The 24,806-nt window shown below is 55.4% G+C and carries 28 protein-coding genes; 14 read left to right on the top strand and 14 right to left on the bottom strand.

The features are described from left to right. Positions 1-27: 27 nt before the first annotated feature. A complete protein-coding gene (locus OR1_RS13495; protein WP_041972429.1) occupies positions 28-258 on the bottom strand; it encodes a hypothetical protein in 231 nt (76 codons plus the stop codon). Between the two features lie 287 nt (positions 259-545). On the opposite strand from OR1_RS13495, the gene OR1_RS13500 reads away from it, so the two are divergent. From OR1_RS13500 to rpmA, 5 genes are all read left to right on the top strand, one after another. Then, on the top strand, positions 546-3,062 hold the full coding sequence (locus OR1_RS13500; RefSeq protein WP_082002953.1) for a TIGR03960 family B12-binding radical SAM protein: 2,517 nt from the start codon (positions 546-548) through the stop codon (positions 3,060-3,062). Positions 3,063-3,070: 8 nt separating this feature from the next. Further along, entirely contained in the window at positions 3,071-4,594 is a 1,524-nt protein-coding gene (locus tag OR1_RS13505; RefSeq protein WP_041972430.1) for an Rne/Rng family ribonuclease, read from the top strand. Between the two features lie 26 nt (positions 4,595-4,620). Beyond that, positions 4,621-4,923: a Rieske (2Fe-2S) protein gene (locus OR1_RS13510; protein WP_041972431.1), complete on the top strand. Its 303-nt coding sequence runs from the start codon at positions 4,621-4,623 to the stop codon at positions 4,921-4,923. Positions 4,924-5,012: 89 nt separating this feature from the next. After that, positions 5,013-5,321: a 50S ribosomal protein L21 gene (gene rplU, locus OR1_RS13515; protein WP_041972432.1), complete on the top strand. Its 309-nt coding sequence runs from the start codon at positions 5,013-5,015 to the stop codon at positions 5,319-5,321. Between the two features lie 57 nt (positions 5,322-5,378). After that, positions 5,379-5,636, top strand: a complete 258-nt coding sequence (gene rpmA, locus OR1_RS13520; protein ID WP_041972433.1) for a 50S ribosomal protein L27 — start codon at positions 5,379-5,381, stop codon at positions 5,634-5,636. Between the two features lie 182 nt (positions 5,637-5,818). Here rpmA and OR1_RS13525 read toward each other — a convergent pair whose 3' ends face one another. Beyond that, on the bottom strand, positions 5,819-6,010 hold the full coding sequence (locus OR1_RS13525) for a hypothetical protein (RefSeq protein ID WP_041972434.1): 192 nt from the start codon (positions 6,008-6,010) through the stop codon (positions 5,819-5,821). Between the two features lie 92 nt (positions 6,011-6,102). Here OR1_RS13525 and obgE point away from each other — a divergent pair, with 92 nt between their 5' ends. The 8 genes from obgE to OR1_RS13565 all read left to right on the top strand — a co-directional run bounded on the left by obgE (position 6,103) and on the right by OR1_RS13565 (position 13,605). Next, positions 6,103-7,143 (top strand): GTPase ObgE, encoded by a 1,041-nt coding sequence (gene obgE / locus OR1_RS13530; protein ID WP_041972435.1) that lies wholly within the window; start codon positions 6,103-6,105, stop codon positions 7,141-7,143. A 32-nt stretch (positions 7,144-7,175) separates the two neighbouring features. Next, positions 7,176-8,297: a glutamate 5-kinase gene (proB, locus tag OR1_RS13535; RefSeq protein ID WP_041972436.1), complete on the top strand. Its 1,122-nt coding sequence runs from the start codon at positions 7,176-7,178 to the stop codon at positions 8,295-8,297. Positions 8,298-8,311: 14 nt separating this feature from the next. Beyond that, positions 8,312-9,568, top strand: a complete 1,257-nt coding sequence (locus tag OR1_RS13540; RefSeq protein ID WP_041972437.1) for a glutamate-5-semialdehyde dehydrogenase — start codon at positions 8,312-8,314, stop codon at positions 9,566-9,568. Between the two features lie 60 nt (positions 9,569-9,628). Continuing rightward, a complete protein-coding gene (gene nadD / locus OR1_RS13545) occupies positions 9,629-10,279 on the top strand; it encodes a nicotinate-nucleotide adenylyltransferase (RefSeq protein ID WP_041972438.1) in 651 nt (216 codons plus the stop codon). Beyond that, positions 10,269-10,655 carry a ribosome silencing factor gene (rsfS, locus tag OR1_RS13550; protein WP_041972439.1) on the top strand — a complete coding sequence of 129 codons (387 nt, stop codon included), beginning with the start codon at positions 10,269-10,271 and terminating at the stop codon, positions 10,653-10,655. Before nadD ends, rsfS begins: the two co-directional genes overlap by 11 nt. Further along, positions 10,652-11,113 (top strand): 23S rRNA (pseudouridine(1915)-N(3))-methyltransferase RlmH, encoded by a 462-nt coding sequence (locus OR1_RS13555; RefSeq protein ID WP_041972440.1) that lies wholly within the window; start codon positions 10,652-10,654, stop codon positions 11,111-11,113. The genes rsfS and OR1_RS13555 overlap by 4 nt, the downstream gene beginning before the upstream one ends. A 173-nt stretch (positions 11,114-11,286) precedes the next feature. After that, a complete protein-coding gene (gene gpmI / locus OR1_RS13560) occupies positions 11,287-12,828 on the top strand; it encodes a 2,3-bisphosphoglycerate-independent phosphoglycerate mutase (protein ID WP_041972441.1) in 1,542 nt (513 codons plus the stop codon). Positions 12,829-13,041: 213 nt separating this feature from the next. Continuing rightward, the gene (locus tag OR1_RS13565; RefSeq protein ID WP_041972442.1) at positions 13,042-13,605 is read left to right on the top strand and encodes a M23 family metallopeptidase; all 564 of its coding nucleotides are present in this window, start codon (positions 13,042-13,044) and stop codon (positions 13,603-13,605) included. Between the two features lie 67 nt (positions 13,606-13,672). On the opposite strand, the gene OR1_RS13570 is transcribed toward OR1_RS13565, so the two are convergent. From OR1_RS13570 to OR1_RS13580, 3 genes are read right to left on the bottom strand one after another with little or no spacing between them, the layout of a single operon-like run. Next, positions 13,673-14,248 carry a flavodoxin family protein gene (locus OR1_RS13570; RefSeq protein WP_041972443.1) on the bottom strand — a complete coding sequence of 192 codons (576 nt, stop codon included), beginning with the start codon at positions 14,246-14,248 and terminating at the stop codon, positions 13,673-13,675. A gap of 12 nt (positions 14,249-14,260) precedes the next feature. Further along, positions 14,261-14,842 carry a YqeG family HAD IIIA-type phosphatase gene (locus tag OR1_RS13575; protein WP_041972444.1) on the bottom strand — a complete coding sequence of 194 codons (582 nt, stop codon included), beginning with the start codon at positions 14,840-14,842 and terminating at the stop codon, positions 14,261-14,263. Continuing rightward, positions 14,839-15,222 carry a hypothetical protein gene (locus OR1_RS13580; protein ID WP_041972445.1) on the bottom strand — a complete coding sequence of 128 codons (384 nt, stop codon included), beginning with the start codon at positions 15,220-15,222 and terminating at the stop codon, positions 14,839-14,841. The genes OR1_RS13575 and OR1_RS13580 overlap by 4 nt, the downstream gene beginning before the upstream one ends. Before the next feature lie 135 nt (positions 15,223-15,357). On the opposite strand from OR1_RS13580, the gene OR1_RS13585 reads away from it, so the two are divergent. Then, the gene (locus OR1_RS13585; RefSeq protein ID WP_041972446.1) at positions 15,358-16,416 is read left to right on the top strand and encodes a hypothetical protein; all 1,059 of its coding nucleotides are present in this window, start codon (positions 15,358-15,360) and stop codon (positions 16,414-16,416) included. A 45-nt stretch (positions 16,417-16,461) separates the two neighbouring features. Here the strand turns inward: OR1_RS13585 and OR1_RS13590 are convergent, their stop codons facing one another. From OR1_RS13590 to OR1_RS13630, 9 genes are all read right to left on the bottom strand, one after another. Then, positions 16,462-17,151, bottom strand: coding sequence for a hypothetical protein (locus OR1_RS13590; RefSeq protein WP_041972447.1), 690 nt, complete (start codon positions 17,149-17,151; stop codon positions 16,462-16,464). A gap of 166 nt (positions 17,152-17,317) precedes the next feature. Further along, a complete protein-coding gene (locus tag OR1_RS13595) occupies positions 17,318-17,860 on the bottom strand; it encodes a hypothetical protein (protein WP_041972448.1) in 543 nt (180 codons plus the stop codon). Positions 17,861-17,885: 25 nt separating this feature from the next. Further along, positions 17,886-18,563 carry a cytochrome b/b6 domain-containing protein gene (locus OR1_RS13600; protein ID WP_041972449.1) on the bottom strand — a complete coding sequence of 226 codons (678 nt, stop codon included), beginning with the start codon at positions 18,561-18,563 and terminating at the stop codon, positions 17,886-17,888. 2 nt (positions 18,564-18,565) lie between these two features. After that, a complete protein-coding gene (locus OR1_RS13605) occupies positions 18,566-19,657 on the bottom strand; it encodes a cytochrome c3 family protein (RefSeq protein WP_052440456.1) in 1,092 nt (363 codons plus the stop codon). Between the two features lie 41 nt (positions 19,658-19,698). After that, on the bottom strand, positions 19,699-19,938 hold the full coding sequence (locus OR1_RS13610; RefSeq protein ID WP_041972450.1) for a hypothetical protein: 240 nt from the start codon (positions 19,936-19,938) through the stop codon (positions 19,699-19,701). A gap of 38 nt (positions 19,939-19,976) precedes the next feature. After that, entirely contained in the window at positions 19,977-20,372 is a 396-nt protein-coding gene (locus tag OR1_RS13615) for a chemotaxis protein CheY (RefSeq protein ID WP_041972451.1), read from the bottom strand. A gap of 28 nt (positions 20,373-20,400) precedes the next feature. Then, positions 20,401-20,679 (bottom strand): hypothetical protein, encoded by a 279-nt coding sequence (locus tag OR1_RS13620; protein ID WP_041972452.1) that lies wholly within the window; start codon positions 20,677-20,679, stop codon positions 20,401-20,403. 310 nt (positions 20,680-20,989) lie between these two features. Next, positions 20,990-22,411, bottom strand: coding sequence for a sigma-54 dependent transcriptional regulator (locus OR1_RS13625; RefSeq protein WP_041972453.1), 1,422 nt, complete (start codon positions 22,409-22,411; stop codon positions 20,990-20,992). A gap of 9 nt (positions 22,412-22,420) precedes the next feature. Then, entirely contained in the window at positions 22,421-24,727 is a 2,307-nt protein-coding gene (locus OR1_RS13630; RefSeq protein ID WP_041972454.1) for an ATP-binding protein, read from the bottom strand. Positions 24,728-24,806: the final 79 nt, after the last annotated feature.

Raw genomic sequence — 24,806 nt, forward strand, 5'->3', positions numbered from 1 at the left:
CTTTTATTATTATCCGTTTGAGAAAGATTACTTCTTCTCTGCAGCAGGAGCGGCAGGAGCTTCTTCTTTCTTCTCAACTTTCTTGGCCTTCTTGGCTTTCTTGGCTTTCTTAGCAGGCTTCTTCTCTTCCTTCTTCACTTCGCCAGCAGGAGCAGCAGCAGTGGCGCCAGCAGCCGGAGCAACTTCTTTCTTTGCTTCAGCTGCAAAGCATGTGGTGGCGAATGCAACTGCTACGAGGGCGGCAAGAACTTGTTTCATTGTAATTCTCCTTTTAGTGTTTTGATTCAATCTGGTATCAAAGGAAAGCAATTGGTATGCCAGGTTTTCTTGAGAGCTTATCGCATCGAAATTGCAGGGGAAATTGAGCCTGGGTATGGAGGGGCGGTTTCTTTTCTGCCTGAAATCGGCAAATGCATACCGCAAATGGGGTGGAATTGGAGTTGCTGTATGTTGGAAGCTTAGCAATTCGCTTGCCACTTTTCCCGGGCTTCTGGTAGTATTCTGCGGCAACTTCGCAACGGTTTTAAAGTTGTATCGGAGGGTATGTGCGGGATAAGCAGTTTCTTGATATTGAAAAACCGGCTCGTTACATCGGGCAGGAGATGGGTTCCGTAATAAAGCGCGAGGCCGAGATGCGCTTTGTGCTGGCTTTCCCCGATGTTTATGAGGTCGGGATGAGTCATCTTGGCATAAAGATCCTCTACTCCATCCTGAATAAAGTTCCCTGGATTGCTGCTGAGCGGGTTTTTGCTCCCTGGCCGGACATGGAAGAGCTGATGCGCAGTGAGGGTATTCCTCTCAGCTCGCTTGAAACTGCCACCCCGTTATCTGCCGCCCAGATAGTAGGGTTCACCCTGCAGTACGAACTCTCGTACACTAATATTCTTAACATGCTCGAACTGGGGGGGATAGCTGTCGAATCAAAGGACAGGAGAGACAACGATCCTCTGGTAATCGGCGGCGGTCCTTGTTGTGCCAACCCGGAACCCCTTGCGGATTTCTTCGACGCCTTCCTCCTGGGAGACGGCGAGGATGCAGTGCTTGAGATTGCCGAGACCGTTCACCTGGCACGGAAACAAGGGGTGTCTCGTGGAGAGATTCTTTCCCGGCTTGCCATGATTGAAGGGGTTTATGTCCCGTCGTTCTTTGCGGTTGATTATGCAACCGACGGCCGCATAAATTGCATCAGTTCTTTGCGCCCGGGGTACGGCCCGGTTCGACGCCGCTTCGTGTCAGATCTTGACCAGGCGTTATTCCCGGTCGAGCCGGTCATTCCGTTTATGAAAGCAGTCCATGACCGGGTCAGTATCGAAATAGCCAGGGGATGCACACGTGGGTGCCGATTCTGTCAGGCCGGTTATATCTATCGCCCGGTGCGCGAACGATCTCCCGACAAAATTCTTGAGCTGGTTGCCGAGTCATTACGCAACTCCGGTTACGAGGAAATATCACTGCTTTCCCTCTCGGCCGGGGATTACTGCAGAATTGAGCCATTGCTCAAGACTCTGATGGCGACCTATGTCGATGACCGGATCGCCGTATCGCTGCCCTCGCTGCGTGTCGGCACTCTTACGCCGGAACTCGTTGAGGAGATCAGGAAGGTAAGAAAAACCGGGTTCACCCTGGCGCCGGAGGCGGGAAGCGAACGTTTGCGCACGGCAATAAACAAGGGAATCAGCGAGGATGATCTGCTGCAGAATGCCTATTCTGCCTATGCCGCCGGGTGGCGGCTGATCAAGTTGTATTTCATGATGGGGCTGCCGGGCGAGACCGAAGAAGATCTCAGCGCAATTGTTTCGATGGCGAGAAAGGTCAAATTCCAGGCGAAAACTGCCGGTCGTGGCGGTGAAGTCAATGTGTCGGTATCGACTTTTGTCCCCAAGGCTCATACCCCGTTTCAGTGGGAACCGCAGATAAGCGAGGAAGAAACCCTGTCGCGCCAGAGGTTCCTTCGTAATGAGCTTAGAAGGGGTAAGCTGAACTTCAAGTGGCACGATGCGCCGCTTTCCATGCTGGAAGGGGTATTCGCCCGGGGGGATCGCAGGCTCGCGAAGGTGCTGTTGCGCGCGAGGAAACTGGGGTGTTGTTTCGACGGCTGGAGCGAACGGTTTGACGTTGCTCGCTGGCAACAGGCGTTCAGCGACAGCGGGATTGATCCGAACTGGTATCACCGGCGCAGGGGGATGGACGAGATCCTCCCTTGGGATCATCTAGATTTCGGGGTTTCGAAAGAATTTCTACTGCGGGAACTTGAACGTTCCGGCTCCGGGGTTTACACCGAGGACTGCCGCAACGGGGCCTGCTCCGGTTGCGGGGTGTGCGACTTTGATCGCGTCAAAATGAGGACTCTCGGGGCGGAGAGTGACGGAGTGACGCAGCGGATCAATCCGCGTGACGGCGCTGCCGTTGAAAGGCCTGGGATAAGGCGCATTCGGATGAGCTTTACAAAGACCGGCACGATGAGGTTCCTGAGCCATCTGGAGATGCTCAACATGTTTTCCCGGGCAGTGGGGAGAGCAGGGATACCGATGCGGTATTCACAGGGTTTCCATCCCCATCCGAGGTTTTCGTTTGCTACGGCTCTGTCTGTAGGTGTCGAGTCTTACTGTGAATATATGGATATGGATGTCTATGAATCGATCAGTGCCGCGTCGGTGGCCAGTGATCTGAATCGAGTTCTTCCCGAAGGGGTAAGAATTGTATTTGCAGAAGAAATCCCGTTGAACAGCCCGTCTCTGTCGGTTATCATTGATGCTGTCAGATACAGGGTCACATTATGGGAACATTTCGATCTTGATCTTGCGCAACAGGTTACCGCTTTTGTCGCTCTGGACTCATGCAAGTGGGTGCGTCAAAAGCGGGGCAAGACAACCGAACTGGACCTGCGGCAAGAGCTCAAAGAACTGAAGATGGTTGACGGCACCATCCTGGAAATGGTGGTTTCCAGGGGTAAACCGCTGGAATTTGCCTCGGCAATTACCGGCTTACCTCTGGAGCTGCTGGCCGATTGCCGGATAGAAAAGACGGAAGTGATTTTTTCCGATTCTCGCGTTGATATATAGGGACTAACATGGCCAATGAACTGGTAATTAACACCGCTCCTCACGAAACCCGGATTGCGCTCATTGAAAACGGCACGATCGCGGAGCTCTATATTGAGAGGAGTAAGGTAAAAGGGATTGTGGGGAATATCTACAAAGGGAAGGTGGTACGGGTTCTTCCCGGTATGCAGGCTGCCTTTGTGGACATCGGCCTGGAAAAGGCCGCATTCCTTTATGTTGCGGATGTCTTTGACGCCATGGACGAGTATGAATCGTTCATGGAAGGGAATGGGAACAAAAAGGACGATGTGCAGGAGCCGACTGAATCCGACGAGCCGGTGATCCATCCCATGCATCCGATTGAGGATCTTCTCCAGGAGGGGCAGGAGTTGCTGGTGCAGGTTTCCAAGGAGCCTATCGGTACGAAAGGAGCCCGGATAACAGCTCATATATCGCTGCCCGGGCGCCATCTCGTATATATACCTACTGTTGATCATGTCGGGATTTCACGCCGGATCGAGGAGGAGGAAGAGCGCGAGCGGCTTAAATCGATAGTTGAGCGGATCAAGCCTCCCGGGAGCGGGTTCATTGTCAGGACGGTCTCAGAAGGAAAGAGCGAAGACGATCTCCTTGCAGACATGAAGTACCTGCTGAAGCTCTGGGATGAAATCGCCAAGAAAAAGGAAAAGGTTCATGCCCCGGCCCTGATTCATTCCGATCTGGATGTGACACAGAAGGTTGTGCGTGACATTCTTACCGAATCCGTGGATCGCATCGTCGTCGATTCGAAACCTGAGCACGACAAGATAGTGCAGTTCATCACGACTTTCATGCCGAAGATGAAATACTCCATCGAGCTGTACGACGAGGAGGAGCCGATCTTCGACAACTTCGGGCTTGAAGTCGAGATCAGCCGCGGGCTCGGGCGCAAGGTGTGGCTCAAGAGCGGCGGCTACATTATTATCGAACAGACCGAAGCACTTACGGCGATCGATGTGAATACCGGCCGGTTTGTCGGCAAGCACAATCTTGAGGATACCATTCTCAAGACCAATCTTGAGGCGGTCAAGGAGATCGCCTACCAATTGAGGCTGCGCAACATCGGCGGGATAATCATTATCGACTTCATTGATATGGAGAAAGAGGTGAACCGGGAAAAGGTCTTCACGGCACTGGAAGAGGCGATGAAGGCCGACAAGTCGAAGACCAATATCCTGAAAATTTCTGAGCTCGGCCTGGTGGAAATGACCCGCAAACGGGTACGGGAAAGCATGGGGAGGATGATGTGCGAACCGTGCCCGTACTGCGAGGGGCGAGGGTACGTCAAGTCCAAGACCACCATTTGCCATGAGATTTTCCGCGAACTTCGCCGCGAGATGCTGGACATCAGAGGGACCAAGGCGATGCTGACTGTGCATCCCCAGGTGGCCGATCTTCTTTACGACGAGGAGCGGAAGGGGCTGGAAGAGCTGGAGCGAAAGTTCAAGAAGAGAATCACTGTGAGGGCAAAGCCAGGTTTTCACCAGGAACAGTTCGAGATCCTCATCAATTGAATATTGCCTGAAAGGAGCCCCTGCCGATGCAACTGGCGGCAAAACTTAACGATATCCCCAACTGGGGGAAAAAGGTGGTTGAACTGAACGGGGTTCAGGTCGTTTTTGTGAATGTCAAAGGTGAGATCTTCGCCTGTGAAAACGAATGTCCGCACCAGGGGAGCCCGTTAAATGCCGGCATCGTAAAGGACGGCCCGACCCTCTCCTGCCCAAGGCACGGCTACAAGTTCAATCTGAGAACCGGTGCCTGCATCGATTACCCGGAATTTCTGCTCAAAACCTATCCGGTCAAAATTGATGGTGATGATGTCTACGTTGAACTGGGGTGAAATGTCGACAATGAAAAAAAGCTTGACTCATTCGACCGATATGGGGTATTTTTCAACGCTCATCTAAACTATAAAGGTGGTGAAGGTACATGTACGCAGTAGTAAAAACCGGAGGGAAGCAATATAAAGTTTCCGAGGGCGACCTGCTTAAGGTCGAGAAACTCGAGGGGGCAGTGGGTGACACTGTTGAACTTGGGGAAGTCCTGATGGTTGGCGGCGATGCGGTTAAAATCGGAACACCGTTAGTGCCAAGCGCTTCCGTGATCGGCAAGATTGTCGAACAGGGGAAGGACAAGAAGATCCTGATTTTCAAGTCCAAAAGGCGCAAGAACTCCCGTAAGCTTAACGGGCACCGTCAACCGAGAACCATCCTTAAGATTGAAAAGATCAACGCATAACAGGCAGTGACCGGTGCTTGATGCGCGGTAACCGGTAACAGCAGAAGGGAAGCACAAATGGCACATAAAAAAGGGGTCGGCAGCAGTCGTAACGGACGCGATTCTGACGGCCAGAGACTCGGATGTAAAAAGTTCGGTGGAGAAGCGGTAAGGGCTGGTAATATCATTTACCGCCAGCGCGGCACCCAGATTCATCCCGGCACTAACGTCGGGTGTGGCAAGGACTACACGCTCTTTGCCCTGGTTGATGGTGTGGTCAAGTACGAGCGTATGGGTCGTGACCGCAAGAAGGTATCTGTCTACCCGGCCAACTGAGCAGGAATGGCATAACTTTATGAGAAAGCCCGGAGCTTTATGGTTCCGGGCTTTCTGTTCTTAGGGATGTGCAGGCTGCAAGGGGTTTGTTGCCGGGTTTTGTTATACATATGCAGTGTCATGCGGGCACGGGCTACATACCCGGTTGTTTGTTATAGTCACGGGTTGACAGGGTGGTTTTGTCAGGCGTAAGTGGAAAATCCTCCTCCCTGAGGATCTTTGGGCGGCGCGACTTTCTGGGCCTGCTGGTTGAGCATGCTCGCCATCTTTTGCTGGGAATCGGCCTGCTGCTTTATCGATTCCATCCCCAGCTGATAGAGGGTCATCTGCTCTTTGAGCATCATCGCCTGGCTTGAAACAGTGCTTACACTCATGGGATACCTCCCTTATGCAGCCTGCGTTCATATTTTTATCATTATCTGCACAGTATGCAAGCTGTTTAGAGTAAATTTGTCGGGAACCTATTATGCAATTTGTCGATGAGGTCAAGATATACGCCCGATCGGGTGACGGCGGTGCCGGTTGTGTTTCGTTCCGCCGCGAGAAGTTCATCCCCTATGGCGGGCCGGACGGCGGCGATGGCGGTAACGGCGGCAGCGTCATTATCGAGGCGATTCCGGGGATTTCCACCCTGCTTGACCTGAAGCAGCGTCCCCACCAGAAGGCGACGCGGGGACGGCATGGCATGGGAAAGGACCGGCATGGCGCATCCGGGGATGACCTGGTCATAAAAGTACCTGTCGGGACCGTGGTAAAGGATGCCGAAACTGATGAAATCCTTGCCGACCTGACCGAAGCCTGGGAACGGATCGTCATTCTCAAGGGTGGCCGCGGCGGCCAGGGTAATGCCAGATTCAAGACCTCCACCAACCGTGTGCCGCGATTTTCCCAACCCGGCGAACCCGGCGAAGAGAGATGCCTGCGGTTGGAACTGAAGCTGCTGGCTGATGTCGGGTTGCTGGGATTCCCGAGCGTCGGCAAGTCTTCGCTGATCACCAAGATTTCTGCTGCCCGGCCGAAAATTGCCGATTATCCGTTCACCACGCTGGTGCCTAACCTCGGTGTTGTGGCATATAAAAACTACCGTTCTTTCGTCGTGGCCGATATACCTGGTCTTATCGAGGGCGCCCACGAGGGGGCCGGGCTTGGCCACCGTTTTCTAAGGCATGTAGAGCGGACGAGAATTCTGCTTCATCTCCTTGACCCTTGCCGAACGCATGATTCCGACCCGATCAAGGATTATGAGACCCTTAATGCGGAACTGGCCAAGTTCGATGAAGGGCTTGCCCAAAGGCCGCAGATAGTGGTCGTGAATAAAATGGATCTTCCTGATGTGCGCGAGCTTTTGACGGTAATGCAGCCGTATTTCGAGGCGAAAGGGATTGCCGTGTTTCCGATCTCGGCGCTGACCGGTGAGGGAATCCCCGAGTTGCTGGACGAGATTGCCGGTTATCTCTGGACCGATGACGCATCCGAACGGATTGCGATTGCCGATCAAGAGTGCTAATATTCTGCAGATTACCGGGGCTAAGGATCTGAATGCGCAGGGAGCTGTTGAAAAACGTACGCCGGGTGGTGGTCAAGATCGGCAGCAGGGTGCTGACAACAGCCGATAACGATCTCGACAGGAAAAGAATAGCGGCTCTCGCTGCAGAGATCGACTTCCTGCGGCGCAATGGGATAGAGGTAATTGTCGTGTCGTCGGGAGCCGTTGCTGCGGGTAGGAGTCTGCTCGGGAACGACCGTCCCAGGACGATCCCCCAGAAACAGGCCGCTGCCGCAGTTGGCCAGCCCCGGCTGATGAATGCCTATGAACAGGCGCTCGCACATTTCGGTATCAATACTGCCCAGATGCTGCTGACCCGGGAAGACCTTTCCGACCGCCAGCGGTTTCTCAATGCCCGCGCCACCATCGATACCCTGCTTTCCTGTGACGTGGTGCCGATTATCAACGAAAACGACACGGTAGTGGTCGAGGAGATCAAGTTCGGGGACAACGATAATCTGTCCGCCCTGGTCACCAACCTGTCCGAATCCAACCTTCTTGTCATCCTCACCGATATTGACGGATTCTACGATTCCGATCCGCGGTCGAACCCTGACGCTCGCCTCGTGCCGCTGGTAAAAGGGATCTCGAAAGAGATCGAGCTTGCTGCCGGTGGCAGCGGTTCTTCGGTCGGCACCGGCGGCATGGCTACCAAGATCGCTGCTGCGAAAAAAGCAGGGCGTTACGGCATTCCGACTATCGTTGCCAACGGGGGACGGGACGGAATCCTGGAAAGACTCATGGCCGGAGAGGAACTGGGTACACTTTTCATGCCTGCCGCAGTGAGCCTGAACCGCCGCAAACACTGGATCGCCTACACCCTCAGACCGCGCGGACGGATCATCGTTGATGCCGGGGCGGCCAAAGTGCTCCGCCAGCATGGAAAAAGCCTGCTGCCGTCGGGAATCGTTGCCGTTGATGGTGAGTTCGATCGCGGTGCCTGCGTCCGTATCTGCTCCAGGGACGGCAATGAGATCGGGCGCGGCCTGACCGACTATTCGAGCCGCGAATGCCTGTTGATAAAAGGTCACCAGAGCAGTGAGCTTGAGGATATTCTCGGTTACCGTTACGGCGACGAAGTGATTCACCGGGACAATCTGGTAATACTCGTCTGAGAGAGGTTGCGCACATGACTATAGCTGAACAGATCAGGCAGATCGCCGAGAACGCCAGAAAGGCTTCGCACCGGATGGCCCGGCTTTCGTCCGGGGCCAAGAACGACCTGCTTCTGGCAATGGCAGAGGCACTGGAGGCAGGTTCTGCCGGACTGATTGCGGCGAACGCAAAAGACCTGGAGGCCGGCGCGGCAAAGGGGCTTTCGGCGGCAATGCTCGATCGCCTGATGCTGGATGACAAACGGATAAAAGGGATGGCCGACGCCCTGCGCGAGGTTGCGGCGCTGCCGGACCCGGTGGGCGAAGTGACAAAGATGTGGAAGCGCCCGAATGACCTGATGGTCGGGAAGATGCGGATACCTCTCGGTGTCATCGGCATTGTCTACGAGGCCAGGCCGAATGTCACCGCCGATGCCGCTGCCCTCTGCCTCAAGGCGGGCAACAGCGTCATCCTGCGCGGCGGTTCCGAAGCGATCAACTCGAATCGGGCCATTGCCGCTGTTTTGCAGAATGAGATGATCAAGGCCGGAATCCCTGCCGAAGCGCTGGCCGTCATCCCCTTTATTGAGCGGGAAGGGGTGCTGGAGATGCTGAAGCAGGAGGAGTTGATCGACCTGATCATCCCCCGCGGCGGCGAGAGCCTGATCCGTTTCGTTGTGGAGCATTCGAAGATCCCGGTAATAAAGCATTACAAGGGGGTCTGCCATGTTTTCGTCGATGCATCGGCGGATTTTGCCATGGCCGAGAGGATCATCGTCAACGCCAAGACCCAGCGTCCGGGTGTGTGCAATTCACTGGAAACCCTCCTGATCCATAAGGATGCCGCTCCGCAGTTCATCCCGCTGATTGCGGCGGCACTCGGCAAGCTTGATGTGGAGTTGCGGGGTGACGAGTTGTTTCGTGCGCATGCCCCGCAGGCCAAGGAAGCCACGGAGCAGGACTGGCACGAGGAGTTTCTCGACCTGATCCTGGCCTGCAGGGTGGTGGGTTCCATGGACGAGGCGGTCGATCATATCAATACCTATGGCTCGCTGCACACCGAAGCGATTGTCACCAGCGACTACGCCAATGCCCAGCGTTTCATCCGCGAGGTCAACTCGAGCTGCGTGCTGGTCAATGCTTCCACCCGTTTTGCCGACGGCAATCAGCTGGGGCTGGGGGCCGAGATCGGGATATCCACCACCAAGCTCCATTCCTTCGGACCGATGGGGCTGGAAGACCTGACAACGCAGAAATTCATCGTTTACGGCGACGGTCAGGTTCGTGACTAGTAATGCCGCGGCTGCTCCAGCGCTGCGGGAAAACCTCCCTCCCTATGAAGGGTTATCAAGATGCGTGTAGGGATACTCGGCGGCACATTCAATCCGATCCACCTCGCTCATCTCCGGATAGCGGAAGAGGTGAGGGATTGTCTCGGCCTGGATCGGGTATTGTTCATCCCGGCCGCGTCCCCCCCGCACAAGCCGATGCATGGAGAACTGCCGTTTGATACTCGCTGTGAACTGGTAAGTCTGGCCATCCCGGACAACGAGGCGTTTCAGCTGTCGCGTATCGAAGGGGAGCGGGCCGGGAAATCATACTCAATCGATACCTTGAGGACACTCGGCGCGCAAATGCCGGGTGACGAGTTTTTCTTCATCATCGGTAGCGACTCGTTCGTTGAATTCGGGACATGGCATGAATACCGCGCCATCTTCGAACGGACAAACATTGTCGTGGTGGAGCGCCCGGGCGCCAGAGTCACATCTCTGTTCGATGCTTTGCCCGCAGGAGTCAGACAGGATTTCGTTTACGATCGCGCCGCGAACCGGCTCGATCATTGTTCGGGCCGTAAGGTCCATTATCTGGGGGAATGTCTGCTCGACATCTCCTCAACCCGTATCCGCATTTTGGTGCGACAGGGGCGGTCCATCCGCTACCTGGTTCCTGCAGCAGTGGAGCGGTACATTATTGAACAGGGGTTATACGCAGATGAGCGTTAAAAAAGAGATCAGCAGCCTGGATCGCGCATTGAAATGCGCCGAATATGCTCTGGACAAAAAGGCTTATGAAGTCAGGATTCTGGAGATTGCCCGGCTTTCCAGCATTGCCGATTACCTGGTGATCGCCAGCGGGACATCGGACAAGCAGGTTCAGGCGATTGCCGAATCGGTCCGGACCGGGCTGAAGAAATTCGGCAAGCCGCTGGATATAGAGGGGATGGCAGAGGGGAAGTGGGTTGTCATTGACTACGGCGACGTTCTCTTCCATGTCTTTATCGAGGATCTCAGGCATTACTATGACCTGGACGGCCTCTGGCAGGCGGCGCCGCTGGTGGAGATTCCTGAAAAGTACCTCTGGGAAAGCAAGGGAGCGTGAAGCTCCGCGTTCTCTGGGTCGGCAAGACCCAGGAAGAGTGGGTGCGCCGCGGTATCGATGAGTATAGCGGCCGGGTAAGGCGCTACCTGGCGCTGGAGATCAGCGAGGTTCGGGAAGAAAAAGGGACTGTGGCCGAGCAGATGCGCCTGAAAGAAGGTGAGCGCTTGCTGAAGACCCTGTCGAAAGGGGCGCGGCTGATCCTGCTGGATGAGGCCGGTGAGCAGTTTACTTCGACCGGTTTTGCCGCTTTCCTCGGCCGAGAGCGTGACCACGGCACCCAGGAGCTGGTCTTTGCCGTTGGCGGCGCTTACGGTTTCGATGACGCGGTTCGCAAGGCAGCGTACCGTACCATGTCGTTGTCGAAGATGACCTTCACGCATCAGATGGTCCGCCCGTTTCTGCTGGAACAGATCTATCGCGGACTGACCATACTCAACAACGAATCGTACCATCATTGATGACGGCTTCGCATAAAGTCCATCTGCTGCATTACGCTCGACCTTCCTCGCTGCGACAGCCTCCGGCTACGACTCGCTCCTCAGGTCTCGCAATCCTTGCATATGGAGCTTTCTGCTGTGCCATCTCTCTTCGGTGAGCTTCGATACTATCAGTTTAATTAAAGGGGGAGTTTATGCCTGTAAAACCGTTACTGCTGATGATCCTCGATGGCTGGGGGATCAACCCCCAGACAGAGAACAATGCCGTTGCCCTGGCAAATACCCCCAATCTCAATAATCTGCTCAAAGATTACCCGCATACCCGGGTCCAGACATCCGGGATGGCTGTCGGTCTCCCGGACGGCCAGATGGGAAACTCCGAGGTCGGCCATCTCAATATCGGCGCCGGCCGGGTTGTCTACCAGGACCTGACCAGGATAAGCAAATCGATTGCGGACGGCGATTTTTTCACCAATCCGGTGCTGCTCAACTGCATCGCCCGAACCAAGGCGGCCGGAGGCAGACTCCACCTGGCCGGGTTGCTCTCCGACGGTGGGGTGCATTCTCACAACACCCACCTGTATGGCCTGCTGGAGCTGGCAAAGCGCGAGGGGGTGAAAGATGTGTTCATCCACTGTCTCCTGGACGGCCGCGATACCCCGCCCAAAAGCGGGATCGACTACCTTGAGCAGCTGGAGACCGAGATCAAGCGGATCGGGGTCGGCAGGATCGCCACCGTAATCGGCCGTTACTATGCCATGGACCGGGACAACCGCTGGGATCGCGTGGAAATGGCTTACAATGCCATTGTCTGCGGCGAGGGGGAGACGGCGGCTTCGTCAGCAGCTGCAATCTCGGCCAGTTATGCTGCGGGCAAGAACGACGAATTCGTGCTGCCAACGGTCATTACCTCCGGCGGCGCACCGGTCGGCAGGTTACAGGGCAACGACGGTTTCATCTACTTCAACTTCAGGTCCGACCGCGCCCGGGAGATCACCCGGGCCCTGGCCCTAGATGACTGCCCCGGATTCGAGCGCAAGCAGAGGCCGCGGCTTTCCTCCTATATCTGCATGACCGAGTATGACGCCACCTTCGGCCTGCCAATAGCCTTCGGCCCCGAGGAGTTGAAGAACATCTTCGGCGATGTCGTCAGCCGCTCAGGTCTCAGGCAGCTGCGCATCGCCGAGACCGAGAAATACGCCCATGTCACCTTTTTCTTCAACGGCGGGGTCGAGGAGCCGTTCCCCAACGAGGAGCGCTGCCTGATTCCGTCGCCCAAAGAGGTGGCTACCTACGACCAGAAGCCCGAGATGAGCGCATATCTGGTGACCGACGAACTGGAAAAACGTATCGAGTCCGGCCTTTACGATGTCATAGTGCTCAACTTCGCCAACTGCGACATGGTGGGTCATACCGGCATCATTCCTGCCGCCATCAAGGCGGTAGAGGCGGTTGACAGCTGTGTCGGCAGGCTGGTGTCCAAGGTCAGAGCACAGGGTGGCGCGCTCCTGATCACCGCTGACCACGGCAACGCCGACCAGATGTGGGACCCGGAGAGCAACGGTCCGCACACGGCCCACACCTGCAACCCGGTCTGGCTGGTGCTGGTGGATGACAGCCGCAAAGGGAGCAGCCTGAAAGAGGGTGGTCGCCTGGCCGACATCGCACCGACCATGCTTGCCATGCTCGGGCTGGCCCAGCCGCAGGAAATGACGGGGCACAGCCTTATTGAATAATTAGATAATACAGGGTTTTTTGCCTTAACAAGCCGTCTTGTCAGAGCTCTGCGACAAGATGGCTTGTGTGTTTTTGTAGAATTTAGCACCACTGGCCTTGAAAAATCTCACCTTAAACGGTATCCTGTGACCCTGGTTACTGAAGAAATCCTTATGCCTGCCGATAGGATATAAAGTCTGCTAATCCTGCATCCTTGAAACTAAAGGCTTCCGATGAAAATAGCGAAAATAATCCTGGTGCTTTGCGCCGTTCTGATGGCCACCCCCTGCTTTGCGGCCCGTAAATCGCCGGTTGACGGCGGCCATATTACTTCCGGCATCGGCTGGCGGCTCGATCCTTTTGGCAGCGGCCGTCATGTCTGGCACAACGGGTATGACATCTCGGTGCCTTCCGGGACCCCGGTTTTCCCCACCCAGGCCGGAACGGTCTATTTTGCCGGCCAGTACAAGGGGTACGGCAACCTGGTTGCGGTCGAGCACGGCAAGGGATATGTCAGCCTCTATGGCCACAATGCCGAGATTCTCGTCAAGCCGGGCCAGGAGGTCGACACTAAAACGGTTCTTGCCCTGTCCGGTAGCACCGGGCGCTCGACCGGTCCCCATGTTCATTACGAGGTCAGGCAGATTCCGCAGCTGGCAAAGCAACGCCGCGAGCAGATGGAGCAGCAGATGAAGGCGATTGTCCAGCGTGAAATCGGCGAGTGGGTGGAAACCGAACTCAGCGGCAAGGGTGGTCCCGAGGCTGAGCTGTATCTCCCGGAGCTTGATACCAAATAAGAGCGGTTGCTTCTGATGGTACGAACCGGCATTGCCATTTTGACAATGCCGGTTTTTTTGTGCTGTATCAGGGGTTGAGCAGCTCGTTGGCAAGGAGCTTCGCCTGATCCAGGTATGGGGCAAGGGTTTCGGGAGACGAATCCGGAGACAGTCCGCAGGCACGGATCAGCCGGCAATCCGTGTAGCCGGTCCAGTCCAGGAACATCCGGTACCGGGAGAATATGTCGGCAAAGGATTTTTCGTCGGGGTGCCCCTGGGTCTGAATCATTACCATCTTTTTGCCCGGGGCCAGCCGGCTCGGTGAGGCATTGGTAAGGTAGTCAGGCTTGAGATAAGAAAAGGTCCGGTCGAAAAATCCCTTCATCTGCGCGGTTATGTCGCCGTAGTATACCGGTGAGGCCATTACCAGGATGTCGGCCTCCTGGACGGCTTCGAGCACTCCGGTCAGGTCGTCGTTCAGTATGCAGTGGTCCAGGGATTTCTTGCAGGCGTAGCATCCCTGGCAGCCGCGGTAACTAAGGTCGTTCAGGGTGAATGTTTCAGCAGTGGCACCGAGTCCGACTGCAGCATGTACGAGCTGTCCCGCTATTGCGGAGCTGCAGGACCCTTTCCTGGGGCTGCCGAGCAGGCAGGCTATCTTCATATGTTACTCCTTTCACTTTTTGTCCGGGACAAGAGCTATCAGTATCCGTTCAACCGTGCGCAGGGCGGCGAAGAAGAGTTCCTGCACCGGATTGTTGCGGAAATCGGTATAAGGTCTGTTGATGTAGGCAACCCTGGTTCCGGCAAGGCAGGTCGCCAGGACACCGGTCAGTAACCGGTCGTCCAGCAGGATGACCTCTGCAGGCGTTGCGGCTGCCTGTTCGATGACCTTGTCCAGTCCGTCGGGGTAAGGTTTTTTCCTGACCCCGGAGATGAACCGCATTCCGGGGAAACGGGAGTTGAACCAGTCGATCCGTTCGCGAGTCGGCTTGTTCGAGAGGATGTAGATCCGGTCCGGCCCGAAAACCGTGCAACAGTTTGCGAGCCATTCCGTGATCTCGGCTACCGGTTCCGGCCTGCCGTGGGGGGCAAGTACGCCGTCGAAGTCGAGCGCCAGCACCGTTACGCCACTCTGTTTAAGCGCCTCAGGACTGATGGCATGGGTTTCCCGATCCCTGGGGGATGCGCGCAGAATAGATGCCAGCTTCTGCCGGTTGCGAAAACCGGCTATGAACCCGTAGACAGCGTGATTCATCGCCCTGCCAGGATCTCCTGTTTCACGCCATCGTCAATCAGGCTTTCTTCGATCGCCTCCCGCACCCACGGTTCCTTGCAACGTGCCAGCACCCGGGCCGCGCCTTCGGAAACAGCCGGCACATCACTCCAGAGGGCGTTCCGGATGGATCGAAGCTCGTTTTCGTCCCCTTTGACACCGCTCGCCAACTCCCGGCACCGGCTGCACAGCAGGGCAAGCCCGGCCTCGGACGGTTCTGTCCTGGGGGCGTAGTCCCATGGCCTCAGGTCGTCTTTAGCGCCGCACCATTCGCATACGAACCCGGCCCGCTTGGCAAGATTCTTCCCGAGCGAGTTTATCGCCGCCAGTCGCTCTTGGTTGGCGTTGTAACCTTTAGTCACGGTATCCCTCCTGTTCGATCTCACTGAATACTACACCAGCAAACCCCGGTTGTGAAGCGCTGAAAATGGTTGACTGGCCGGGAATGAGGTGGCTTACTTGATAGTGTCGCGTTAACTCGATCCGGGAGGACGATGATGAATATTGAACAGATGAAAACCGTGCTCAGGGAGATGGTGACCAAGACCGATCTTACCCCGTGCGTGGTAGGGCACAGGGGGGTGGGGAAGACCGCCGGGATCATCCAGGTGAGCCGGGATATCAACTACCGGTATGTTCCTCTGCGCCTGGGCCAGATGGAAGTCGGCGACCTGGTGGGAATCCCTTACCGGGAAGGTGGGGTGATGCACTGGTCCCGCCCCTCGTGGTGGCCCACCGACGATGACCCGCCAACCCTGATTCATTGTGACGAGCTTAACCGCGCCCAGCAGGAAGATACCCTGCAGGCGATCTTCCAGTTTGTCGAGCCCCCCAACGAGGGGCAGCAGCGGGCGTTGCACACGCACAAGCTTCACCACCGGCACCGGGTCGTGGTCACCATCAACCCGCCGGACGGGACGTATCAAGTGGCGCCGCTGGACCGGGCATTGATCGACCGGATGGTGATGCTGTACGTTGAAACCGATTACACCTGCTGGGCGCGTTATGCCCGTAACCGGGGCCTGGACAAGGAAGTGCAACAGTTCATGGCCGTAAATCCCGGTTTTCTGGCCAAAGGGAGTAATCCGATGGAGATGCTGGCCGAGCCGTCGGAACGGGGGTGGGAGATGGTCAGCAGGATCCGCGAGCAGTGCCGCTTTCCACAGGAACTGGCTACGGAGGTCTGTGCCGGGGTCGTGGGGCAGGAGGCTGCGATCGCCTTTCTGCGCTGGTGCGCCGAAAACCGCCACCGGCCGGTGGCCGCGCTTGAGTTGCTCGACAACTGGCCAAAGGTTGTTGATCGGGTCCGGGATCAGCGGGACGATCTGCAGGCAGCCACCATGAACGGCCTCGTGGAGCTGCTGCGGGACGGGATCGAAATGACCCCTCTTCGCGAAGAACACCTGATCGCCTACATCGATATCTTGCCCAGGGATCTCCGCTTCGCCCTGGTAAAATCGCTGCTGAAAATCCCTTCGGTTGCTGCGCTGCTGGCACAGGACCGCTATGACGGCGTCGTTCTGGAAGCGATCCGGGGGATCAGCGCCGAGGCGTGACAATGTCTGACCGGCAGTACCGGCCAGTCTTGCCAGTCCGGTAACCTACCGCTTTGCTCTGAGCAGGGCGGCAAACTCTTCCTGTATCTCCGGCGGCTCGATCCCGGCACTGGCAAGGAGCGCCCCCCAGCTCTTTGCCCCGGTTTTCACCTCGTGATAATACCGGATGGCCTGTTGTTTCGTCTTTGCGGCCAGCAGGGCGGCAATGATCAGCTCCTGATTGGATGCCCCTGACTTGCGCAGGAGGGTCAGGTCGGAGTTCGAAAGCAGACGATATCCGCTCAGTAGCTCATTGACCACGGTTTCTGCCAGCCCGGGATTCCGGGCATTGTTCTGTAAAGCCGCTGCGAATGACGGGCCGCATGATTTTGCCGGAATCTTGGATTCAGTGACGATTTCCCGCCAACTCTTTCCCGACTCCTTTTGCTGCAGCAGGGGTTCCGCAGCTTTCCCTGTCTTCAAGGCAATCCAGTAGGCAATCCAGAGGTCGTCGCTGGATGTCCCCAGCTGCTTTTTCAGCACGACGTTCTTTTTATCAACGCCGAAGACGGCCGCAAACAGTGAGTTCTGAGCTGTGGCCAGGAAATACGGGTCGGCCAGTGTCGGCTGCGCCGGATCGTAGCCGCGATCTTTGAAGCAGTGGCAGGATATCGTCGGTGCTGCAATCGCAGCGGTTGGCACAAGCAGTATGATGACCAGAAGCAGGAAGGATTTTCCGGGCGTTGCCATTCGCATTGCAGTTTTCTCCGCATTATTGGGTAGCTGAACAAGGGGTCTTACCGGTGATGGCATGACATGCACAATGCCAGATTATCGCACCGCATTCATTGACTAAAATCAAGCAATCCGGAAAAGATTATGCCCCACGGAATTCCGTGGGGCAGGGTGAGAGAGGCAATGCCTACATTCCCATGGCACTCAACAACTGCTGCTCTTCCCGGACGGTCCTAGATTCGTAGAGGTAGAGGACTGCCTGTTCGAAGCCGATCACAATCAGCCCGGCAGTAAAGACTATGAAGAAGCGGAGCGGGAGAAAGCCTCCCAGAAGGTAAAACAGATAGAAGATCGTTCTGAACCCGACATGAAGCCATATTCGCTCCGGCTTGCTGCCATCATTCAGCCGTCCGGATATCAGAATTATGTCACAAATTGTCGATACCACGAACACGATGTCGATCATGGACAGAAAGGTTTGTGGTTCGATCACTTGCGTCATGCCGGGCAGCAACGGCCCGAACAGGTCATAGTCTGCCAGGCTCCAGCAAATCAGGCTGGCGGCGAGGAATAGCAGCAGCCCCCATAACCCCTTTTGTGTATGGAGCTGGACCGTTTCGATGCTTTTCATGATCCCTGCCTTCCGGACTGCCGGATCGTGGATAAAGGTCACGCCATCCTCAGAAGCCCCGGATCTCTCTTTGCAGTTTATCGTTCTGATGGAGTTCATGGCTCTCCTCCTTATCATCACTCATTTATCTTCCAGTTTCTGCTTTGCCGAGATCCGCCGCCTGGCCGTGCGTTTCGCTTTCGTCAATCTCTTCCCAGCCGGTCCACATCGGTTTGAAATGCTCCAGCGGCGTATGCCCGAGGGTGGCCAGATAGACATGGGTAAACAGGAAGGCGCAGAGAGAGCTGGCGAAGAGGAAATGAAGGTTGGCGAGAATCTTCAGCCCGCCGGCAAGCAGCACCAGTTCGCGGAGCGGGGTAACGTTCATGATCAGTATTCCCGTCAGGCTCACCATCGGCACCAGGATGAACATGACCGCCAGATATGCCGACTTTTGCAGCGGGTTGAACTTGTTTTCCGGGGTGGTGTGGTGAGGGTTGGGCTCCCCCTTGAAGTATTTGAAGAAATAGAAGATCCCTTGCCGCAGCAGCCCGTGGCGCAAATCTTCACTGTTCGGCATATAGATTTTGAGAATAGTACCGGCAATTATCTTGTAATAAAAAAACCAGAGAGAGAAGGAGATCGCCACTACCAGACCGGCGGCATTATGCAGGGTGATGGCGCTTTTGTAGCTGCCGAACAAATGCACGTATTCAGGAAAACGGATCTGAATGCCGCTCAGTATTAGGGCGATGAACCCGGTTGCATTGATCCAGTGCCAGATCCGGACCGGTGTTGGTTGGAGGTATATTTTCGTTTTCATGACTAATGCTCCTTTCCGTTACGATTTCTGCGGGTCAGAAACCGTAGAACCCCGTGCCCGACCGGCATTACCATGCCGCCTCCCAGGATGGCCAGTCCGATTTTGTTCATGAATTCATTCCGGCTCGATCCCATGAGATAGAGATCCGGGATGTTGTTCAAGGCTTCCAGAATTGCCCCTTTTTCCACCGGGATGCTCGTAACGGAGCCGTCTTCCATCGGCAGGATTATGCTGGATGATTTTACTGCACCGGGCCCTTTGGCATGGCAGTAGGTGCAGTCCCAGCGGTTGTTGATTATTTTGAATGTATGGCTGATCTTGGAAGGGGTCATTACCCCTGCCAGGCAGTATTCGTCGTAAAGAGGATTCTTGTGGAAATCCTTCAACTCGGCAATGGAAACACTCTGATCGCCGTCCCGGTCAATTATCCGCCGGATATCTCCGCCCTGCACGAGCCTCTTCAGTGCGGCATGGGATACCGGTTGGAGACCGGTTCCGCTCTCAGCCATCTTCTTGCCGACAATTGATATGGTAACCACCAGTTCCCTGCTCTCCGTATGGCAGGTTATGCAGGGAATGGTTTCCAGATGCAGTTCTGCCTGCGGCAGCCATCTTGCGTGCTGCGACCACATCATTTCCGGCTTGTGACAACCGGAACACTGCCTGCGAACCTCTTCACTGCTGATTTCCGATAGGGTGAGGACCGTGTGAGGATTGTGGCAGCTACCGCAGGAGGCATTCCGCACATGGTCGCTGTTAACGTATTCAGCGCCGATAGCCTGATGACAGTCGAGACATCCGGTGCTTATCCCGCTTCTGCGGCCGTCCGGGTGAGTGCTGCCAATGGCGTCGTGACAGGTGCTGCAACCGATTCTGGCATGGGTGGATCGTGAGAATTTCATCGGGTCGATGTAATTGTTCTTGCCGACTGCTCCGACACTGCTGTGGCAGGTCAGGCAGACTCTGTTTTTGTCCGGGGAGCCGAAAGCAAATCCCGGGACCTCTGCAGCCGATGCAATGCGGGTGAAGGCTGACAGGGCCAATGCCGTCCCTAGAGGTATGATTACTGCGACAATGTAACTGGCTGCTTTCACGGTCGTTCCCTCCCTGTTAGTTTCATTCTCCTGCCACGGAGTTATTTCTCCCTGTTTTCCGGTGCCGGTTCCGGTTCCGCAACCTTTGTTTCCCTGGCGAGCCCGATCAATCTCGTGATTGCCGGCAGTAACTGCAACACTACTATGAGTGCGCAGAGGCCTATAAAGAACCACAAGAAGAATCCGCCATCATCTTCACGCCCGGTTCCTGCTGCGGCGATAAACGGAACCACCGGCAGAATCAGCCACGCTATCCCTAATGTCATTGCGAACCGTTTCATGATATTCCTCCTTTTCTCCGATACCTGAGCTGCTGCTCTTAGTGTCTGGTGCGGTTCAATTTGTTGAATGCACATTCGACAGCCTTATGCACTTCCTTGTGGTCGTTCGGTGATTCCGGTCTGAGGGCGTGGTAGAAGATATCCTCCTGGCGGATTTTCCTTGCCTGCGGGAGCAATAACTTTTCCGAGACCAGTATGATCGCCAGTTGACGGTTACACATCTTAAGCAGGTTGACCATTTCTGCGGATGATATCTTGCGGTCAAAGTCCGGCCCTAGCAGCAGGACCGGAGTCTTTTTCTGCAAAATGGCACAAAAGGCATGCACCGCCGAGTCGGTTGTCTCTACCTGGTAGCCTTGCCGGGAGAAGTAATCCGCCATTTCCGATCGCAGCTTTGAGTCGCTGTCTGCTATTAAAATTCCCCTCTCGCTCATGGCCTTTTCTCCAATCGGTCTGATGAGGTTATTTTTCCGTTCCGGCTTCCGGAACTGCAGAATGCTTTCCCAGGCGCTTGGCACTTCCGGCTACCCCTTTGACCATGGCTGCAATCATGACAATGGCCGGGATTATCTGAACCGTAATGATTGCACCAAGAAACCCGAGGAAGAGTTTTGACATCAACCCTTCACCTTGTGCTGCCCCCGGAAGGCTTACAAACAGCATCGTGCCGATAACTACCATGGCGATGATGACTCCGTTGGCAGCAACCTCGCCCCATGATCTCTTTCCTGAATCTTTCATGGCTTTTCCCTCCTTTTGGTTTCTGATTACCTGTAATGACTAAAGCAACCGGAGTGCCACACCGTTAAAGCGCACTAATTAAACTGTAATATGCTAAAATAACTGGTTTTTTACGGATTGGGTCGGTTGGTGAATGCTAGTGATCGAGAGGGATGATTCCTGCATTGCGGGAATCTGATATTTGTAGAAAAATTTGTAAATGCTAATAAAATTAAATAAATATTAGTCGAGATTAATTAATGTTTGAAGGGGGGAGGAATTCCCGGAAAACAGGAAATTCCTGTATTTCAGGAATCCGGGCTGGCGAATGTCAGTGGGAGGTGACGTGCTGTTTTTTCAGGAGAGCGTACAGCCTTGACTGGGACAGTCCGGAGACGCGGCAGGCCTCGGTAATGTCATGCCCAGCCTGTTCCATGAGATTATTAAGATACTTCCGTTCCGCCTCGTTATAGATCGATTCACGGAACTCGTGGAGTGGGGAGAGTAACGGGATTGGGCTGCAAGAGTCTGCCGGATCGGTTGTTTGGAGATGTCCAGGTGCCGATTTTAGCGATGAGCGGGCTGCTTCGACCCGTATTTCTGTCGGGAGGTGCATGGAAAAGAGCACCGGTTCCAGACCTGCGGCACCAACTGCCTGTTCGACAGTGTTTGCGAGCTGTCTGACATTTCCCGGCCACTTAAGCGCCTGCAGTGTCTGGATGATCTCGGTGGATAGCCCTTTCGGCGGTATGCCGTGGCGTTCGCAAGACCGATCCGCAAATGTCCGCACCAGGTCTTTGAGATCTTCGAGCCTTTCCCGCAGAGGAGGGAGGTGGATCTCGAACCCCCTGAGCCTGAAAAGCAGGTCTTGCCGGAAACTCCCGGAGTTGACCATCTGGTCAAGATCGCGGTTGGTTGCGGCAACAACCCTGAAGTTACTGGACACCTCGGCCGGACTTCCGATCGGGCGGAAACTGTGTTCCTGGAGGACACGGAGAAATGCTTTCTGGATGCTCTGCGGCAGTTCGCCGACCTCATCCAGGAACAGTGTGCCGTTGTCAGCCTGCCTGACCAGCCCTTCCCGGGCATGGTCGGCACCGGTGAAAGCACCCTTTTCGTGACCGAAAAGCATGCTTTCTATGAGATGCTCTGGCATTGCCGCGCAGTCCACCACCACAAATCTACCGGTGCTGCGGTGGCTGTTTTCATGGACTGCCCGGGCAAAGAGCTCTTTGCCGGTGCCGGTTTCGCCGGTGATCATGACTGATGTGTCAGTGCATGACGCCTTTGCAAGCAGATCAAGGGATTCTTTCAGGCTGGAACTGGTGCCGATTATGGCATCTCTTTTCAACGATACGATCTGTGCACATTTCCGGGCGGCAAGCTTTTGCGCCCGGTATTCAATCGCCCTGGAAAGAGACATGGAGAAGGCTTTTGCCGAGTCCCCTTTTTCGATATAATCCCATGCACCGCTTCTGATCGCCAGTTCTGCCCCTTCCGCATCACCGAATCCGGTGATAATGATAACTTCCGGGGAGCCGGATAAGGCGCCGAATTTGGGGAGCAGCTCCAATCCGTTACCGTCTTGAAGTCTGACATCAAGGAAGACAATGTCGAATTCACCTGAAGAGGCGAGTTCCCACCCTTCTGCGAGGGTCAGGGCGTAAATGGCTTCATGCCCGGCCCGGCGCGCCACATGAAGTAGGGTCAGGCAGATGCCTTCATCGTCATCGATGACAAGAATGCGGGCCATAGTGTTCCCCTAATGAACTCGTTCCAGAGCCCTCCGGATAAGATTGGACATCTCGTTCCGTTCCAGCGGTTTGTATGCAATCTCGTGGACAAAGTTGGGAGTGGTGTACGATTCGTTGCCGTCTCTCCCCCCGGAAAGGTCGCCGGTGCAGAGTACGATCGGAATGTCGCTGCGGATGCCTGCTATCTCCCGGGCAAGCTCGGTGCCGGTCATCTGGGGCATGCACTGGTCGGTGATTATGAGGTCGAATTCCCCTGGCTGCATGCGGAACATTTCAAGTGCCCTAACGCTGTCAGTATGCGCAACAACCGAGTATCCCAGACGTTCCAGCATTTTTCTCCCAGTAAAGACAACATCTTCTTCATCATCCACGAAAAGAATTCTTCCGGTCCCTGAAGCAGATGAGGTCTCCAGCGATCGCTGTTGGGTGGCAGTATCGCAGTACGTGCAGGGGAGGAAAACCCTGAACCTGGTTCCGTTGCCCACTTCGCTTTCGACGGCAATGGTTCCCCCGTAGCTTCTGACAATGCCATGGACCACCGAGAGGCCGAGGCCGGTCCCTTCGGCAGGGGGCTTGGTGGTAAAAAACGGGTCGAATATCCTCTCCGTGGTCTTGTTGTCCATGCCACAGCCATTGTCCTTAACCGTCAGCATGAGGTGCGGCCCGGGGATCAGCCCGGTGAGCCGCTCGGCAGTTTCCTCGTGGATATCGACTTCGTCCAGGCTGACCAGGATTTCCCCTTGCTGGTCTTTCATTGCCTGGATGGAGTTTGTGCAGAGGTTCATGATGATCTGGTGGACCTGGGTCGGATCTGCCATGATCAGCGGCGGTTCGTTGCATATCGATTCCCTGATCTCGATATTGGCATGGCTCGATGCCCTGAGCAACCGGACGCATTCGTGGATAATCCCCTGAACCTGCAGCGGCTGTCGGTCCTGTTCCGTTCTGCGGCAAAAAGTCATGATCTGTTTGACCAGGTTGCGGCCCCGTTGCCCGGATTTGAGAATTACGTCAAGCAGTTCGGCCAGGGGAGAGTCCTCCGGAAGATCGTCTCTGGCCAGTTCTGCACAGGTGATGATCGACGCGAGGCTGTTGTTGAAATCGTGGGCGATGCCGCCGGCAAGGGTGGCAAGCGCCTCCATCCGCTGCGCCTGGCGAAGCTGTCTTTCGAGGCGCTGTTCGCTGGTCACATTCCTGATCAGGACGACATGGCTTGCTGAATGCCCGTCGAGAGAGGAGACCGTCCAGAACGAACAGTCGAGTTCAGTGCGTTCATCTTTCACTGATAAATCAAAATAGCGCCGGTTGATCGGGAACTTTTTCTGCATGTTGCCCCAGATCCATTCATAGAAAGCGCTGTCGATTTCCGTATTCTGGAGGCGCGAGAGCGGACTGCCGAGCATCCGGTCGGGAGAGAGGCCGGTTATCGATGCGATGGCCGGGTTTGCATACTTTACGGTTCCGTTTCCGTCAACAATGATGATTCCGTCATTGGACTGCTGGATTACGGATGCCAGAAGTTTACGCTCTTTTTCGGAGTTCTCCCCCTCGCTTTTGGTGCGTATCGAGGTAATGCCGTAGGAAAGGTCCTCTGCCAGTTCTTCCAGTAGCGAGACTTCACGGTTGTTGAATGCTCCCTTGTTCCCTGCGAAAATAACCAGTGCACCGAAAGCCTTGCCGTTAGCCGTGAGCGGGAGAGAGAGCGATGCGGCGAAGCCGTGATTGATCGCCTCTTCTCTCCATAGTTCCCACATCGGGTCGTATATGATCTGCTGGACAACAATGGACTTGCCGGTCCGGATGGCGGTTCCGGTAGGGCCCCTGCCATGGTCTATGTCGCCCCAGCTGGCTTTCAGGTTGTTCAGGTACCCTTTTTCGTCTCCCCACTGAGCTACGGGGCGGATCGATTTCTCATCGTTCTCTTCGGCAATGCCGACCCAGGCGACTCGATAACCGCCGATTTCGACACAGGTACGACAGACCTCGCTCATGAGCTGGAACTCGTCCGTAGCCCGGATCATGGCTTGATTGCATGAACTGTAACATTTCAGCGCTCTGTTGAGATTGCTGAGCGATTCCTTACGGCGCTTGATCGCCGATTCGCTCTTGCTGACCAGGTAGTAAATCATGCATGAGGTAAGAGTAACAAAGAGCCAGCGCCCGAACTGGTCCGCGTCGCGTAACAGATGGGGAGATATGTTGGAAAGCAGGTCAGGGATGGAGTTGGCAAGGAGAATCCAGGTAATCCCGGATACATAGTAGATGAGTGCTATGGTCAGCGGGGTTAGCCTGGTTTTGAGGAATATGTCGCGCATCCAGGCACCTCATCAAGGGTGGCATGATAGAGAATTAATAACGATTAATTTATTATCGCTCTTTTGCAAGATAAGTCAA

It is taken from the genome of Geobacter sp. OR-1 (assembly GCF_000813145.1).
GTDB lineage: Bacteria > Desulfobacterota > Desulfuromonadia > Geobacterales > DSM-12255 > Geoanaerobacter.